General features: G+C 34.2%; 12 protein-coding genes and 3 pseudogenes. 8 read left to right on the top strand and 7 right to left on the bottom strand.

The features are described 5' to 3' along the window. Nucleotides 1-259 precede the first annotated feature (259 nt). Nucleotides 260-394: pseudogene (locus OPS21_RS05255) on the bottom strand (IS110 family transposase); the annotation flags it as partial. A gap of 74 nt (nt 395-468) precedes the next feature. On the opposite strand from OPS21_RS05255, the pseudogene OPS21_RS05250 reads away from it, so the two are divergent. Further along, nucleotides 469-1568, top strand: a pseudogene (locus tag OPS21_RS05250) (IS3 family transposase). A gap of 99 nt (nt 1569-1667) precedes the next feature. Here OPS21_RS05250 and OPS21_RS05245 read toward each other — a convergent pair. From OPS21_RS05245 to OPS21_RS05230, 4 genes and pseudogenes are all read right to left on the bottom strand, one after another. Further along, nucleotides 1668-2051: pseudogene (locus OPS21_RS05245) on the bottom strand (phage terminase large subunit family protein); the annotation flags it as partial. Continuing rightward, nucleotides 2048-3538, bottom strand: a complete 1491-nt coding sequence (locus OPS21_RS05240) for an ankyrin repeat domain-containing protein (RefSeq protein ID WP_265027588.1) — start codon at nt 3536-3538, stop codon at nt 2048-2050. The gene OPS21_RS05240 and the pseudogene OPS21_RS05245, both read right to left, overlap by 4 nt. 19 nt (nt 3539-3557) lie before the next feature. Next, nucleotides 3558-4037: a hypothetical protein gene (locus tag OPS21_RS05235; RefSeq protein WP_264336333.1), complete on the bottom strand. Its 480-nt coding sequence runs from the start codon at nt 4035-4037 to the stop codon at nt 3558-3560. A 135-nt stretch (nt 4038-4172) separates the two neighbouring features. Next, a complete protein-coding gene (locus tag OPS21_RS05230) occupies nt 4173-4643 on the bottom strand; it encodes a hypothetical protein (RefSeq protein WP_015587746.1) in 471 nt (156 codons plus the stop codon). A gap of 877 nt (nt 4644-5520) precedes the next feature. Between OPS21_RS05230 and OPS21_RS05225 the strand changes: the two genes are divergently transcribed. Genes OPS21_RS05225 through OPS21_RS05205 form a run of 5 tightly spaced genes read left to right on the top strand, consistent with a single transcriptional unit; the run spans nt 5521 to nt 10641 of the window. Next, nucleotides 5521-6012 carry a sigma-70 family RNA polymerase sigma factor gene (locus OPS21_RS05225; protein ID WP_264336334.1) on the top strand — a complete coding sequence of 164 codons (492 nt, stop codon included), beginning with the start codon at nt 5521-5523 and terminating at the stop codon, nt 6010-6012. A gap of 51 nt (nt 6013-6063) precedes the next feature. Then, complete coding sequence (locus OPS21_RS05220) at nt 6064-6861, top strand: ATP-binding protein (protein WP_077188248.1); 798 nt, start codon at nt 6064-6066, stop codon at nt 6859-6861. A gap of 23 nt (nt 6862-6884) precedes the next feature. Further along, nucleotides 6885-7373 (top strand): hypothetical protein, encoded by a 489-nt coding sequence (locus OPS21_RS05215; protein WP_262986326.1) that lies wholly within the window; start codon nt 6885-6887, stop codon nt 7371-7373. Then, on the top strand, nt 7370-8602 hold the full coding sequence (locus tag OPS21_RS05210; RefSeq protein ID WP_265027586.1) for an AAA family ATPase: 1233 nt from the start codon (nt 7370-7372) through the stop codon (nt 8600-8602). The genes OPS21_RS05215 and OPS21_RS05210 overlap by 4 nt, the downstream gene beginning before the upstream one ends. A gap of 23 nt (nt 8603-8625) precedes the next feature. After that, nucleotides 8626-10641 carry an AAA family ATPase gene (locus OPS21_RS05205; protein WP_265027585.1) on the top strand — a complete coding sequence of 672 codons (2016 nt, stop codon included), beginning with the start codon at nt 8626-8628 and terminating at the stop codon, nt 10639-10641. Between the two features lie 12 nt (nt 10642-10653). Here OPS21_RS05205 and OPS21_RS05200 read toward each other — a convergent pair whose 3' ends face one another. Together OPS21_RS05200 and OPS21_RS05195 are read right to left on the bottom strand one after the other, a co-directional pair. After that, nucleotides 10654-11763, bottom strand: coding sequence for a hypothetical protein (locus OPS21_RS05200; RefSeq protein WP_265027584.1), 1110 nt, complete (start codon nt 11761-11763; stop codon nt 10654-10656). Beyond that, nucleotides 11729-12925: a hypothetical protein gene (locus OPS21_RS05195; RefSeq protein WP_265027583.1), complete on the bottom strand. Its 1197-nt coding sequence runs from the start codon at nt 12923-12925 to the stop codon at nt 11729-11731. The genes OPS21_RS05200 and OPS21_RS05195 overlap by 35 nt, the downstream gene beginning before the upstream one ends. A gap of 312 nt (nt 12926-13237) precedes the next feature. Between OPS21_RS05195 and OPS21_RS05190 the strand changes: the two genes are divergently transcribed. Beyond that, nucleotides 13238-14869 (top strand): recombinase family protein, encoded by a 1632-nt coding sequence (locus OPS21_RS05190; protein ID WP_265027582.1) that lies wholly within the window; start codon nt 13238-13240, stop codon nt 14867-14869. Then, nucleotides 14799-16256 (top strand): YifB family Mg chelatase-like AAA ATPase, encoded by a 1458-nt coding sequence (locus tag OPS21_RS05185; protein WP_264336846.1) that lies wholly within the window; start codon nt 14799-14801, stop codon nt 16254-16256. The genes OPS21_RS05190 and OPS21_RS05185 overlap by 71 nt, the downstream gene beginning before the upstream one ends. Nucleotides 16257-16313 lie beyond the last annotated feature (57 nt).

The raw sequence follows: 16313 nt of genomic DNA, 5'->3' as shown, positions 1-16313 counted from the left end.
AAAGATACCGTCTTGCGAGTCAACAAAAAAATTACAAAAATTGTCCAAGCTGTATCATAAAATCCAAAAATTCTTCCAATCTATATTTCGTGTAGTGGTACGCAGATTATAGTTAGTGTATATGTTGATAAGTAAATTAATTTTATACGTACACAACAGCAGAAATTTACTTATCAACATATACACTAACCAACAATATCCAATAAATTTGTGTAAGGTACTGTTTTACATAAGATGTGATAGAAAGCATTTTTTGCTTTTAAAGCACTAAACCTTCAGCCAACCTCTTAGCCCTATAGTTTTTGATATGGTCTGGATCAAAAGCCTTCTTTGAACTTAGAACACCAAAAACAATATGGAGTAACTTACGCATTGAAGCTCCCACAACAGCCATATTATATAATGCACCCCATAAACTAGACCAAAAAAAAATGGTTGATCCGAGTAGGAAGGTAAAGGGGTAAAAGTATGGCAACAAAAAAATATGAACCAGAGTTAAAAGCAAAGATAGCTTTGGAAGCAATAAAAAATCAAAAAAGCACATCTGAGATATGTAGTGAATATAAAATACCATCAACAAATCTATATGATTGGCGTGATAGAGTATTGGCAAGGTTAAAAGACCTATTTGTTGAAGAAAGTGAAAGTGCGAGAAAACAAAGAATCTTAGCGCAAGAAATAGAAAGTTTACATAAAGTAATAGGAGAATTGACAGTGGAAAATAGTTATTTGAAAAAAAAATTACTGAAATAAGCAAAAAAGATAGAGTAAGGTTTATAGAAAAAGATTCTGATCTATCAATTAGGAAACAGGCTGATTTACTGGGGATTTGCAGATCTAGCCTATATTATAGGCATATAATTAATAACGAAAGTGAAATTTGATTCAAGAAGTATATTTGGCTTCTGATTGCCGTTATGGATATCGTAAAATTACTGCTGAAATCATAGCGAGTGGAGTAGTAGTCAATCACAAAAAAATCTTAAGAATTATGAAAAAAATGAAGATTAGTGGGCTGTATTGTAGAAAAAGATGTAATACAAGTATTAAAGAAAAAAAGCATAAAATATATCCTTATTTACTCAAAGATTTGATTATTTGTAGAGTTAATCAGGTATGGGCTACTATATATTATGGTAGAAGGTAAGTTTGTCTATTTTGTGGCAATAATGGACTTGTATAGTCGCTATATTATTGCTCATTCATTATCACCATATCTCGATGCTGGATTTTGCCTTTATACTCTCAAAGAAGCTCTAAAACAAGGTAAACCTGAGATTTTTAATAGTGATCAAGGAGTGCAGTTTACTAGCTACAACTTTATTATGGAATTAGAGCGTGCTAATATTAAAATTAGTATGGATCATAAAGGACGTTGCTTCGACAATATATTTGTTGAGCGTTTATGGAGAACTTTAAAGCAAGAAGCTATATATTATTATAGACCAAATAGTATCAGAGATTTGAATCTTATAATAAACGATTTTGTTGGTTGGTATAACTATAAAAGGCGACATCAGACTCTACATTATAAAGTTCCTGCTGATCTTTATTATCATAAACAGTAAATGAATATATTGATAAATACTTTAAATGTGTGTCGACGTATTTATCAACATATTCATTTTAAAAATCGGATCACTTTGAAAAAAATGGTCTAGACAAATGGGTGCATTATATTTACTTTTTAAACATGGTGTACTTTCAATCAGTGGCGCAAATCTTCCCTTTGACCAACGCTTTCCCATTTCGACTGTTGGCTGCACAACTAACATTGGACCTGGTGTTTGATCGATGATATAGCCTATCCAATTATTTCCCGCTTCTGTTCCCCCAATCTGCGCTCCTTTCATGAATACTACTTTTTCTGCTGGTGAGGACGGAGAAAGTGAATCCATGATCTCTTTTAAATAAGGAGTTCTTTCCGTTCTCCATTTTCCTGGCTCTGATGCTGCAGTTGCTGCTAAAACTCGATACTCATTCGCCCACTCTGATACTTTAAGTTGCGGGTCTGGTCTTAAACCTTCAGAAAAAGATTTGGCGTATATCATTGTCTGCATCTACTCATAATTGGTTCTAACTCAACATCATTAACAGTAGAACTTATTTCTCCAGACTCCTCCAGTTCCATAAACATCTTTTTCTGAAATTCGTTTTCTATATATCTTTTGCTCATCTCACTTATCATTATTGCTATAACAAGCGCAAATACCCCTGTTATTGTTGCAAAAATGATAGCATTTCCCATTGTTGTTATTAACCCTATATATACTGCTACTGCTATTGCGCTGGCTGTAATGTAGATGCAGATAATATTGTTATGTTTTTTCATTCTTTTATCTGCTATTTCTCTCTGTACTATATATTTGTTATGAAGGGTTGGAAAATTAACAACGGTGTCTCTGCAGAGTAACGCTCCATTTTTTTCAGTAAATAAAACTTTAAGTAACTCTAAATTATTTGACTTGATTGCTAAATGTAAAACAGGTGTATAATTTGCTCCTTTTTTCAGTAGTAATTTTACTACATGTAAATGTCCTTTTTCTGCAGCAAGGTAAATTGGTGATAGACTTTTATTGTTTGAAATATCAATATCGATTTCTTCTTTTAAAATTGCATCTACAAGCTCAATTTCTCCTCTTTGTGCAGCTAAATGTAGTAGACTATTCTTCTCAGAACCATATTTATTACTCATCAAAGCCTTCTTTATCTCAGGTTTAGCGTAATCGAATGGTGTCTTGCCGCTATCGTCTTTTACCAGAGGGTCTATATCTTCTCGCGTCAGTAAAACTTCTATTGTTTTAAGTCTTTCAGCGTAATGTAGTGGCGTTTTATTTTCGTAGTCTTGTAGATTCACTTGAGCATTAGGCTCCTTTATTAAGCATTTGAGGATATCAAGACATAAGTCTCTTTCATCATAATTAGTATTACTTACAGCTATATGAACAGGTGACAATTTCATTGAGTTTTGTCCCATGCGTGCGCTATTTACATCTGCTCCTAGCTTGAGCAGTAACTTTACTATCTCCAATTTCTTATTATTAACTGCATAGTGCATTGGTGTCTGATTTCGTGCATCAAAGACATCAATTTCAGCGTTTCCTTCTTTTACTAAAATTTTAACAACATTTCTATGTTCTATGCCTGCTGCTAGATGTAATGGCGTATGATGCAAAGCATTTCGTACATTAACGTCAATACCTTTTCCTATCAAATATCTAACTGCATTAACTTCACCTATCATTGCAGCTAAATGAAGTAAACTATCTTGTTCTGACCCGTACTTGTTATTAATTAGCGCTTGTAATATTTCTGCTTTTTTCCCTTCTTTGGCGTAATCAAGAGATGTTTTACCTTCATTATCTTCCACAAAAGGATTAATATTCTTCTTCGTGAGTAACAAATCCACCATGCTTAATTCATCAAACTCTATAGCGCAATGCAGTGGAGTTTTTCCGTTTAACCCTCTGACATTAACATCTAATCCAGGTTGATTAATGAGGCATTTTATTAACTCTAAACTTAAGTTATCAGCCATTTTATATTCAAAATCTTTTTTATATTTGAAATTTAGTATTAGATAATTCTTGTAATGAGTTTGTAATCTCTTCAGTTAGCGCCATATGAATCTTTTCGGTGTCACTCAGTGATGCAAGCAGTGCTGAAACTCTATTTGGAATATTAAGCAAATTATTACGAACAACTCTTGCTACGTTAAATGCTTCAGTTTTTACCTCTTCAATTGACATAAATTTGCCTATTTCAGCTTTCACTTTAGCTTCCAAAAGTTTACCACGCTCCGTTTCATTTTTTATTCGCGTTTTTAGCAATATCGTTGAAAGTTTTTCTTCGTGCTCTAGGTTATTCTTTCTCCTAAGTGGCTGATTTGGATCTCTTATTGCTGCTACCGCTTCATTTGCTTGTTCAGGGTCAATAAGTCCATCTTCCAGCTCAACTATTCCTTTCTTTGCCAAAGAACAGACATATTGCCTCGAAAACCCTTTTTCTCTTGCCCATTCTGCTTGCGTAATTCTCACCTTTTTTTTCTCCTTATTTTAGCACTGCTCAGCTATAATTTCGTAAGTAGTTAACATTTGAAATATGTCTAACGCTAAAGAAGGCCCGAGGTCAGGACCACCAAATCCGCCAGCATGGCCGGAAGGACCCACTTTTTATGATATTTCCAACGTATTAAAATCTTTACTAAAATTCATAACATAGAACATTAATGCTAAAGAATCTGCTTCATTATCATCTGTTGGACAAAAACCCTTTTCCTGCACTGCTTCAATTACATCAGCTTTACTTGCATTGCCCTTGCCAGTTATAAAACGTTTAATAGTCTTAACCGAAACACCTTGATAGGGAATATTACTTTCTTCACACCAAGCAGAAAGGTGTGCTAAAAACCCTCCATAGATATGTGCAGCATCAGTTCCCAAGTGTCTTCTCACTTCTTCAAAGTATACAACTTCAATGCCTGGAAATTTATACTTAAGTGAATTAAGCCAATTACGAAAATTTAAAAACTGCATTCCACCACCACTAAACCTGCTAACATGAAAACTCTTACTTCCACTTTGCACTATTCCATCATTTAAAATAGTCCAGCCGGTTTGTTTGCCAAGATCTAGGGTGAGCATTTCCTTTCAATTGCCGAGTACATATATATACAAGATTTGAAAAAATTACGTCCAAAAAATCTTTAATTTTCGAAATTTAACAACTAACATAAAAACTCTTTTACAGCCAGTTTGTTTACCAAGCCTTTCAATTGTTGTGTACATATATATACAAGATTTGAAAAATTTTCGTCCAAAAAATCTTCAAATTTTTAGGAATTTTTTTTTATAATTCTCGAATTTGAAAACCTTCTAAACATGATTTTTCTACTTTTAGAGGTTTTTTTATTATTCTACTTTTATATTTTATATGTTTTTATATATGTGTATATTTTTATATATGTATTATATATATATATTATATATAAGGGTTTCAGGAAGCTAGAATCCTCCATATTGGCGGACTTCAGATATGCCGTTCCTAGGAACGGTTTTAGGAACGCATGGTGAAAACCAGCCATACAGGCTAATTCTAGATTCCTGCTTCCTAATTCCTGATTTAGGAAGCCAGTAATTAGGAACGGAACTTAAGGTTATAGAGAGCATACTTTTCAACTATTTTCCTCTTAAAAATTTAAGCTATTCTTTTAATAGCGAAATCCACATTTTTAGCTCTTTAGGTGATATTGAATTTCAAAATATGAAATTCTTATATGTTTTTAATATAACTTTAGGAAGCCTGAGCTACCCATTCTTAAAAATATTGAAATCCATTCAAAATAGGTTCCAAAAACCTGAACTGTATTATTTTAAATTGCATCAGTATTATTCTCAAAAAAAAACAATAGAATATCAATAGATTAAAAATTGCATCAGTATTATTTATTTTTGCTCCTGTCCTACATAAGGGCATTAATAACTTCCATCCTTAAAGCATTAATTTGTTTTAGGGAAAACCATGAAGTTAAAAAATATAGCTATAATTGTTAAAAACGTAAAATACCAAGCTTATAGACTGAAACTTGCTAAGTGCTTTATTGATGAGAATCATGAAGACCTTGAACAAGAACTCTTCTGTGAAATTTGGCCATGTCTTGATCAGTATGATGAAGACAAAAGTAGCTTTAACACCTTTGTAGCAAGATTAACTGAAAATAAAGCTATTAACTTGCTAAAGAAACAGCGATGTGCAAAACGTGATATCAACAATTACATTAGTATTGATGTAACAGAGCTATTTGAGGGTGAAATAACAAAACGCATTGATGTAGACTATATGATCTCGGTTTTACCAAAGGAATGGCAAAATATATGTGAGCAACTTAAATTTTTTAACTTACATGAAGTTGCCAAAATGAACAACGTTTCAAGAACCACTTTAAACAATATTATCAAGAAGATACGTGCCAAACTTTCTCCTATTTACTACGAAGGCAAAAAGAAAAATTGAACAAAATTTTTGCCTTTCTTGTATATATATACATCGTAGCATGGATAAATAATGGTTCTTAAAATTTTGAATAATAATGAAAGATTGCAAACAATATCAACTGTAAAAATGGTCATCTTTGGTCCTTATGGTATTGGTAAAACAAGTCTCCTAAAGACCGTAGATGAACCAACACTTTGCCTTGATTTTGAAGCAGGGCTTCTTGCTGTTCAAGATTGGCAAGGAGATTCAATTAGTCTTCGCACTTGGAATGAAGCTAGAGATATTGCTTGTCTTATAGGGGGGCCTAATCCTGCGCTGAAGTATGATCAAGCATATAGCCAAAGACACCATGAACATGTATCTGGTAAGTACAAAGATCTTTTCCCTGAGTTTTCTAAATACCGATGCATCTTTGTAGATAGTATAACCGTTGCTTCACGTTTATGTCTATTATGGGCAAAAATGCAACCTGAAGCTTTTTCTGAGAGATCGGGAAAACAGGACATGAGAGCTGCATATGGATTACTTGCTCAGGAAATGATGGCTTGGCTCAATCAATTTCAACACATCAGAGACAAAGACATCATCATAGTTGGCACTTTAGGTCAATATCTCGATGATTTCAATCGTCCAATTTGGCTACCTCAATGCGAAGGGACTAAAACTGCTAGTGAGATTCCTGGAATAGTTGATGAAGTAATCAGTATGGTTGGAATCAAGAGAGATGATGGAACGGAGAAACGCTCTTTTGTTTGCCACACTTTAAACCCTTGGGGATACCCAGCTAAAGACCGCAGTGGACGCCTGAGTATGGTTGAAGAACCGCATTTAGGCAAGCTGCTTACAAAGATTAAAAGCAAGTTTTAAAATTTAAACATGGAGAGTGATATATGTTACAAAACCTATTAACTGATTTTAACACTGTAAAACCGCAAAGTAGACTAATACCTAAAGGTACAATAGTAAAGGTAAAAATGACAATCAAGCCTGGAGGTTATGAGCATTGGTTTACTAAAAGCCCCACTACCGGTAGCATTTATTTAAATACAGAATTTACCGTTATTGAAGGTCTATATGAAAAGCATAAGATTTACCAAATAATTGGTATTAAAAGTAGTAAAGCAGAAGATACTTGGGGAGAAATGGGTCGCTCTATGCTTCGCAGTATCTTGGAATCAGCACGTGACATTCATCCACATGATAACTCAGAAGGTGCAATCCTTGCTCGTAAGCTAAATTCAGTTGCAGAATTAAATGGGTTAGAGTTTACAGTAAAGGTAGGTGTTATAACTGATGAATATGGAGAAAAGAACAAAATTGCTTCAATAGTTACTCCGGAATACCGTAAAAATTATGAAATTGACAGAGTACCATTTTGAAGTACGACGAGGAAAAGCTTTGGTCTGCTGTCGTTACTAGAGGTATTCAGGATGCAGTAGGAAAAAACCCAAAGCTAAGAGAAGAAGCAATTCATTGGCTAAATTCAAAATCTTTTGAAACTGTTTGCGAGCTAGCTAATCTCAACTTTAAACGTATAAAAAATATGTATGGGAGTTTTATGTCTAAAAAGCAAGAAAAGATAAAAGCATTATTAATCGATAATATCAAGGAGTGCCTTTCTTACCTACTTCCAAATGGTGAGTTTTACCGAGAAAAAACTTATATTGGAGACTTAAATGGAAATACAATTACAGTTAAAATAGTAGGTAAGGAAGCTGGTGATTGGCGTAATTTTACTGAAGGAACTGGTGGTGATATTATTGATCTTTGGATTTTAATTAAGGGTGATATATATTCTGCTAGAAAGTGGCTCAATAAAAAATCAAAGAGTGGAGAAAAAAAAGGGGGGAAAAGAGAAGAAAAAATATTTTCTGTAAAGCAGTACTTAAATGATCAATCACCAATACCAGAAGATATAATAGCTCCACGAATTCTCACTCCAGGTGGTCTTTTAGTCATTGGTGGTACGCCAAAGGTTGGCAAAAGTTATTTTCTTCTCTCTTTGCTTGCACATCTTGCAGCAGGAGTGTCGTTTCTTAAGATGAAGTCAGCAAGGCCACTAAAAATAGTCTATCTGCAAAATGAGATGGAGTACAATTATATCAGGGAACGCATACAACAAATCATAACTAATCAAAGACTGCCAAATCTAGCAGAAGAAAACTTGATTATTACTACAAAGATGAGATTAATTTTAAATGATGAAGGTATAGAGAAAATAAAAGATATTATAAAAGAAAAGTTTGATATCAAAATGATAGACCTTATCGTTTTGGATTCTCTTGACTATGAAAATATATTTTCTGGCCTGCAAAGCAGAATAGAAAAATTACGTTCTATAATTAATCCTATGGCTGGAATAATTATTACACGTCATACCAGAAAAGTATCCACAACCACACTCGCAAAAAGTCCTTTTCAAGCTTTAATTGGTGCTAATGCTTTAAGAAGTTTTTACACGTCTGGTATGGTAATGTTTCAACCAAGTAAACGCGCAAATGTCTTGCAAGTAGTATATGAGCTAAGAAACGGCAAATCAATACCAGCAAAATTCATTAGCAGAGTAAATGGGCGTTGGCAGAATTCTAAAATTATAGCTACGGCTTAACTTGTCCGCAAAAAACGGATACTATGGTAGAGCTAAAGACTCAGCTTTTGCAAAATATCAGATCTTGTCTTTTTCATCTACTACCAAGAGGGACATTTCGTGGTGATAAGTTTTATGTAGGTGATGTACAGGGTAACAAAGGCAAAAGTACTGTAATAGAATTAACAGGCGAAAGAGCTGGATTATGGAAAGATTTTGCAACAGGAGAAGGCGGTGACATTATTGACCTTTGGGCAACGGTACATGGGAAAAATGCCAAAATAGAATTTCCTGAAGTAATGGCTTCAATAAGTGAATGGCTTGGTCTTAAGAAACAAAACAATATCAGAAATCTAGAACAATATCTGACTTGTAGTTGGAATTACTACGATGAAAATAACCAATTGACTGTAATAGTCTATCGTTATGATCCTCCTTTAGAGAAAAAACAGTTTAAACCATTTGATGTTAAAAAACAAAGATTCAAAGAGCCAGAGATAAGGCCACTATACAACATTCCAGGTATTTTAAGGTCCGATAAAGTTGTTCTGGTTGAAGGAGAAAAATGCGCAGAAGCACTTATAGAGAAAGGAATAACTGCAACAACAGCAATGTTTGGAGCAAATGCGCCTATTGATAGAACAGATTGGACTCCGCTTAGAGGTAAACATGTTATCATTTGGCCAGACAACGATGAAGCAGGTAATAAATATACCAAAAACGCTGAAAAGAGACTTTTAGAACTTGGTGTTGCATCACTTGCTACGCTTAAGATTCCACCGAATAAACCAAGGAGTTGGGATGCTGCTGATGCTGTACAAGAGAATATAGATATTTTTGACTTCATAGAAAAAAACTCAAGAAAAATAATTATTAAACCACCGCTCGATATTTTCAGCTGGAGTGTAGAGCGTTTTGTAGGTCCAGTACCAAAGCAAAGATTTCTTGTTGAAGGGTTATTTCCTTTGGGTGTAACATCTATTTTGGCTGCAATGGGTGATACTGGTAAAGGTATGCTTCTTCTTGACCTAGCCCTCAAGGTTGCAGCTAGCATAGATCAGGTATGCGGATTTGGTCCATTTGTTACTGAACACGGATCTGTTGTGGTATTTTCTGCAGAAGATGATACAAATGAAATACATCGTCGCTTAGAACGACTTGATCCCAAATGCGAGAGATTAAAATATAAAGATAGGCTATTTATTGTACCACTGCCAAATATAGGAGGATCTTTTGCCATACTTAAGAATGTTCGCGGTAAAGTTGTAGAAATATCTCCAGAATTTGAGTCTGTAATGAAGCAGCTGAGCAGGATAAAGGATTTAAAGCTCATTATATTTGATCCCCTTGCTTCTTTCATTCATGCAGATTTAAATGCTGACCCAGCAGTAGGGGATTATCTCATGTGTTTATTATCTGATTTAGCATGTAGCACTGGAGCTTCAATAATTACTGCACATCATATGAGAAAGCTGAAGGGAGAAAAGCCTATATCAACAGTAGAGCAAGCACGAGATGCTATTCGAGGTACTTCTGCTCTCGTAAATGGAGTCAGGTGTTCTTTTGCTTTTTGGCCTGTTGAGGATATAACTAAACCGATGATTTTTAGGTCAATTGGAAAAATCCCAAGACAAAATGCACTATTTTATGGAGCAGTTGTTAAAGCAAATGGCCTTGCTGATCGTACCATACGCACTTACCTAAGAAATGAAGAAACAGGGCTATTGGAAGACATTACTGAACAATTAAAAGCTCAAAATATTAGCGATAAAGATCTTAAAATATATCTTATTGATTCAATTGCGCGAGCTGCTAGTTCAGGACATCCATTTACTCATACAGGAAGTGCAGGAATACATAAACAACGACATAGATTGCCTGAAGTTTTTCATAGTATGGGAAGGGATAGACTAGAACGTATAGTGCAAGAGCTTTTACAAGCAAAGCAAATAGTTAAAGGAATGGCTAATGGTTCAAAAGAAGATAAATGGCTTGATGTAAAAACAGGACCATTTGCACGTGGAGTTGGAAAATTTACTCATGGAGCTGAAAATTTTTAAAATCAGGAAATTCTATTTTTTTATAGTCAAAGTAAAAGGGTTAATACGATAACCATATGATGATCTTTGCCAACCAAGGGTTTGTATTACATCATCACGTTCAATACTTAATCCTAATTTCTCAGCAAGTGTAGCTTTGATTGTTCTTTGCATTTTATTTAATGGTTTTCTGATTTGATGTTCTAAATCTGCTTCTAAACTAAGTCCCAAGAGTTTTTCTAACTGATTAATATTGAGAAGTGTATGTTTTTCAGGTGGTAATTCTTTCTCACAGTCATGTAAAAATTGCTTGAACAATATTCGAAAAATATTAAGGCATGATGCAGCTTTTTTATTTATAACTTCAATACTATTAACATATACCATACCTTTAACTACCTGTAACTCCAAAAGCTTTGTTGGTATAATTGGTTCAACACGTTTAAGCGAAATATATGAAGCTGGTAAAACTTGCAAAGAAGTATTTTCTACTACCTCTGGTACTCCTTTTTTAGCTGCCTCTTGGAATATCTCAGTTACAGTCTTAAGCTGACAAAACAGTTTCACCATTGGCACTACATATAGGCTCAACAATAGATTTGGTATATCTTTTTTTAGAGTGATGAGAACTGTAGGGTGAACTCTAAGTTTATCTATAGTTAAAAATATTGCATCAGTACAAAAATCAAGGATTATTAGATTTACAATACGACCTTGATTACAAATATAATAAACTCCTTTTTCCACTTTTTCCCACATAAGTCTTGAATCATTCAACTTTATTTCAAACCATTCTATGATTCTCTCTATATTTAAGTATATGGATAAGAGATGAAATCTCTGTTTTTGATAAGTATTAGGTAAAATATGACGAGAACAGTTTTCACAAATAGCGTCATCACATGCTTCATCAAAGTCTGAATCGATGAAAATCTCATTGCTACAACTTGGATCAATTACATTTGGCCAATCAAGATGATCTTTTTCACGAGAGCAAACAATATAGTACCTTTTTTGCATTTTTATCAATCCAAGATCAAATAAGTATCTTGCTGCTTTAATGTGATTTTGACTTGGATTGACCCAAGAACTATTTGAACTTAAAAGATCAGCAATTTGCTCGTGAAAGGATTTTAAGACCATAAGATTGTTCCATATGTTTCTTCAGGTCCTCTCTTTCTTTTTTATTGAGCGGATGCTCTGAATAATAAATTTCCCCACTTGCTTTGAAAGAAAATGTTACCTTTTTGTTTTGGAACATTACTTTAGCTGATTGAATAGATTGTAGTACGTTGCCAATAGATGGCTTCAAAATATGTAACTCTGGTGCAATAGGATCATATGGCTTTACGGTTAGAGTAAGATATGTATTGCTATTTTTAAAATAATCTGACTTAAAATTTAACTCAAATATACAAATATTAGGGTCAGAACCCTCTATACATGTTTGAAGAAACTTGTGCACTTGTAGTGGAAAGTTCTTATCTTGTATATTTACAAAAGTACATTCGCAGTTAAAATACCCACTTATAATGCTATTTGCTATTTCCACAGCTTTATTAGTATTTTTAGCACAGAGATTAACCTTTGTACCATCAAGCGAAAAATCTAAAATCATCCACTCAGGTTTATGGCCATGAACAACCTTGTTTGAATTAAGTAGTAAATCTATGTCACTTCCTCGGCGTACAAACATATATATTCGATCTTGATGATGGAAAAAACCCTGCAACTGGTTATCATCCCTAAGTATCTGCTCTACTGCCTCTGGTGACATAAATTCCTTAAATGAAGTTTTTATTTGTCTTGGTGGTTTCTGTAGAGCAAATGATACGAAACCTTTCTTTTGCACTTTATCAAAGTGATAAACAGATTTTAGAAGTTTGCAATTTATGTGAAACAGTAAAAATAACAAGGATCTTTTATCATACTTAGTATTATTTTTTATCAGGTACGATCTCATTAATTCCTGAGTGAGGGCAAATCTTGCTACTTCACTAACTGTAGCCTCAAGTTTTGTACGATCAAAGTAGCTAATGAGATAATAGTTGAAAAGAGAGTCAGAATAACTGGTAAGTATCTTACGTTTTTGCTGAGTGGATCTATCGTCATAATCTCCATCCTGAAAAAGTTGCCCATTTAAATGATTTTTAAAGCAATGCTGAAAAATGATGCTCAGTTGTTTACCAGAAAGGGAATCTAACCAAGACTGACGTACCTTAGAATCCTGAAAACGATCTAGTAAAAGGTTAACAGGAACTTCTAAATCGCTTTCCAAAAATTCATGGCTTGGATGAACATTCATATTACATAAAATAAGCTACATTATACATAATATGACAATTCAAGCAAAGATTTTTTGGACATAATTTTTTCAAATCTTGTATATTTAATTAGGGAGAATTTGTGTAAACTAGATAGCTTTCTTAAATAAGGTGTGCATTGGTTTAGTTTAATAGAAGTCTCCTAACCTATAAAAAATTTCACAGGAAGAAAAACATGCAAAAAGGGGAATTAACTATTAATTGCCGTTATGAACCTCATAGGTTGGCGGATACATATTTGGTAAATGCTTATGAACAATTATTGAAATATAAAATAAAGGAGGTAGAAGAAAATGGTAACGGTAAGCTTGTATGCAAGAGTTTCATCAAGACAACAGGCACAGGAGAATACAATAGAGAGTCAGATTGTAGAATTGGAGCGTCGCATTAGTAGTGATGGACATGAATTGTTAGATGAGCATAGGTTCATCGATAATGGTTACAGTGGATCAAATTTAGAACGTCCTGGCTTAGAGAGTTTACGTGATAGAGTAGCAGAAGGTAAGATTGATAAGATATACATTCATTCACCTGATCGGCTATCACGGAAATTTTCATATCAAATGATCTTACTCGAAGAGTTTAAAAAGGCTGAATCTGAAATAGTATTTTTGAATCATAAGTTTGATGATAATCCTGATTCCCATTTATTTCTACAGATTCAGGGAGCAATAGCAGAGTATGAACGTGCAAAGATTATGGAACGAAACCGTAGAGGTAAACTTCATGCGGCCAAAGCTGGGTGTATAAGTGTGATGGGTAGGGCGCCTTACGGTTATCGCTACATAGCAAAACATGTAGGTGAAGGAAGTGCTCAATTTGAGGTTGATGAAGAAGAGGCAAATATAGTGCGTAAAATATTTAGTCGGGTTGGCCAAGAAAGAGCAAGTATAGGAGAAGTTGTACATGAACTGAATAAGATACCGGTAATAACACGAACAGGAAAAAGGTATTGGAAAAGGAGCACTATTTGGAACATGTTAAGAAATCCTGCTTATATAGGAAAAGCAGCTTATGGTAAAACTAGGACATGCTCAAAACCACAAGTAAAAAAGTCAAAAAAAGGAACTTGTGGTAAACTTAAAAGTGGTCGCTTTAACAGTGATAAAGAGAACTGGACTTATATTCCAGTACCAAAAATAATCAATGAGCCTTTATTTGATTCAGTACAGGCACAACTAACTGAAAATAGGCAAAGAGCAAGAGTACGACAAAGAAGAGAAACATATTTATTGCAAGGTTTAATGGTATGTCAACGTTGTCAATATACTTATTGCGGTACAAACCACGTTCATAAAAAGTCGACATATTATTACTATCGTTGCTCTGGTACAAACTCTAGCAAATTCAATGGCAATAAAATCTGCGATAATAAATCAATACGCACTGATGTATTAGATGGAGTTATATGGGAAGAAGTCAAGAGTATCCTGAAAGAGCCAGATAGGATTGCAAATGAATATCAACGTAGATTGTCAGAGAACAAAAAGCCTTTACATAATCAAACACGTGAAAAGCAAGAAAGTAAGCTAAGATTAAGTATCAAAAAATTTATTGATAGCTATGCCAAAGGGTTTATAAGCCAAGAAGAATTTGAACCAAGAATCACAACAATGAAACAACATTTGAAAGAAATTGAAGAAGAGAAAGAAAGAACACTCGATCAAAAGAAGTTACAACAAGAATTGAGCCTTGTTACAGATAGCTTGAAAAACTTTTCCTCAAGTGTTGAATCAAAACTTGATCTGGTAGATTGGCAGACTAAACAAAATATTATTAGAATGTTAATTCATCAAATTGAAATCAACCACAACCACTTATACATAGTGTTTCGCATAAAAAGTCTTGCAAATTTTGATCAAAATAGGCATAATAGAATTATGCAATGTTGTACTAGCAGTCAATATTGTTGGACTGCCGGATAAAACTGTTGCAGAATCCAGAGAGCGTATCAGAGCAGCGTTAAATTCAATCAATCTTCTGTTACCTCCAAAAAGGATTACGGTTAATCTTTCCCCTGCGGATTTGCTTAAAGAAGGTAGTCATTATGACTTAGCTATTGCTGTTGGATTACTTGTTGTAATGAATGTGATACCAGTTGAAAAAGTTCAGTCTTATATAATTATGGGCGAGCTTGCACTAGACAGCAGAGTCATACCAATCTCAGGAGTACTTCCAACAGCAATCAATGCAAAACAGTCAAATAAAGGAGTAATTTGCCCAAGGGGAAATGGAGTAGAAGCTTCATGGGTAAAGAATGTTTCTATTCTAGCTATAGAGAAATTAACCGATATTATCAGACATTTTAAAGGTGAACAGTTAATTGAGCCGATAGTTTTTAACTATAGTGATGTACCCAAGGAGAAAAGGTTAGTTTCAGATATGAAAGATATCAAAGGCCAAGTTGTTGCAAAAAGAGCAGCTGAAATTGCAGCAGCAGGTGGACACAATATGCTTCTTGTTGGACCTCCTGGTACTGGAAAGTCAATGCTTGCTAAGCGATTTATAGGGCTATTACCTGATTTGACTGAGCAGGAGATGATTGATGTTAATATTATCTCTAGCATAACAAAAGCCGGTAACGAAACATTTAAAGTAACTCGTCCCTTTCGTGAACCTCATCACTCATGTTCCATGCCAGCAATGATAGGAGGAGGAAAAAATGCAAAGCCTGGGGAAATTACCATGGCTCACAATGGTGTGTTATTTCTTGACGAGCTACCTGAATTTCCAAGGCTTGTGCTTGATTCTCTACGCCAACCACTTGAAGATAGAAAAGTCACTATCGCAAGGGCAAATGCTCACATTACTTATCCAGCTAATTTTCAACTTATAGCTGCAATGAATCCCTGCAGGTGCGGTTACTTAGGTGATGCAAGTAGATCGTGCAACAAAGCTCCAAAATGCGGCACAGATTATAGAAATAAAATATCAGGACCTTTGCTTGATAGAATAGACATATGCATTGAAATGCCAAACGTTAGTATACTCTCTCCTGAAATTTCTTCAGAAGGAGAAAGCACTGAAAATATTAGAAAAAGAGTGATAGCAGCGAGGAAAATTCAAGCTGAGCGTTATAGTAAATTGAATATTTATTGTAATGCAGAAGTAAGTGGTGAAGCATTAACTAAGCCAGACGAGGAAGGATTAGAATTACTAAAATACGTACTGAAAGAAAATTACATTTCCAATCGAGGCTACATACGCATATTAAGAGTTGCAAGAACCATTGCAGATCTTGCAAAAAGTGAGGAAATAAAAAGAGCACATATTGCAGAAGCACTAAATTACAGAATAAGAATGTATAAATAAGTTAATTTACTTGACAGGAAACTTTTTTTTGCCATATACTACCCTTAGTGAAATTTT

This window comes from Wolbachia endosymbiont (group B) of Chorthippus parallelus (assembly GCF_947251815.1).
In the GTDB taxonomy this organism is placed as follows: domain Bacteria; phylum Pseudomonadota; class Alphaproteobacteria; order Rickettsiales; family Anaplasmataceae; genus Wolbachia.
This window is presented reverse-complemented; position numbering and strand designations above follow the sequence as displayed.

What these genes read in the sequence shown, in the direction of transcription:
- OPS21_RS05240 (WP_265027588.1), bottom strand. Translation starts at nt 3,538, where the DNA reads ATGGCTGATAACTTAAGTTTAGAGTTAATAAAATGCCTCATTAATCAA.
- OPS21_RS05230 (WP_015587746.1), bottom strand. Translation starts at nt 4,643, where the DNA reads ATGCTCACCCTAGATCTTGGCAAACAAACCGGCTGGACTATTTTAAAT.
- OPS21_RS05225 (WP_264336334.1), top strand. Translation starts at nt 5,521, where the DNA reads ATGAAGTTAAAAAATATAGCTATAATTGTTAAAAACGTAAAATACCAA.
- OPS21_RS05220 (WP_077188248.1), top strand. Translation starts at nt 6,064, where the DNA reads ATGGTTCTTAAAATTTTGAATAATAATGAAAGATTGCAAACAATATCA.
- OPS21_RS05215 (WP_262986326.1), top strand. Translation starts at nt 6,885, where the DNA reads ATGTTACAAAACCTATTAACTGATTTTAACACTGTAAAACCGCAAAGT.
- OPS21_RS05205 (WP_265027585.1), top strand. Translation starts at nt 8,626, where the DNA reads ATGGTAGAGCTAAAGACTCAGCTTTTGCAAAATATCAGATCTTGTCTT.
- OPS21_RS05200 (WP_265027584.1), bottom strand. Translation starts at nt 11,763, where the DNA reads ATGGTCTTAAAATCCTTTCACGAGCAAATTGCTGATCTTTTAAGTTCA.
- OPS21_RS05195 (WP_265027583.1), bottom strand. Translation starts at nt 12,925, where the DNA reads ATGAATGTTCATCCAAGCCATGAATTTTTGGAAAGCGATTTAGAAGTT.
- OPS21_RS05190 (WP_265027582.1), top strand. Translation starts at nt 13,238, where the DNA reads ATGGTAACGGTAAGCTTGTATGCAAGAGTTTCATCAAGACAACAGGCA.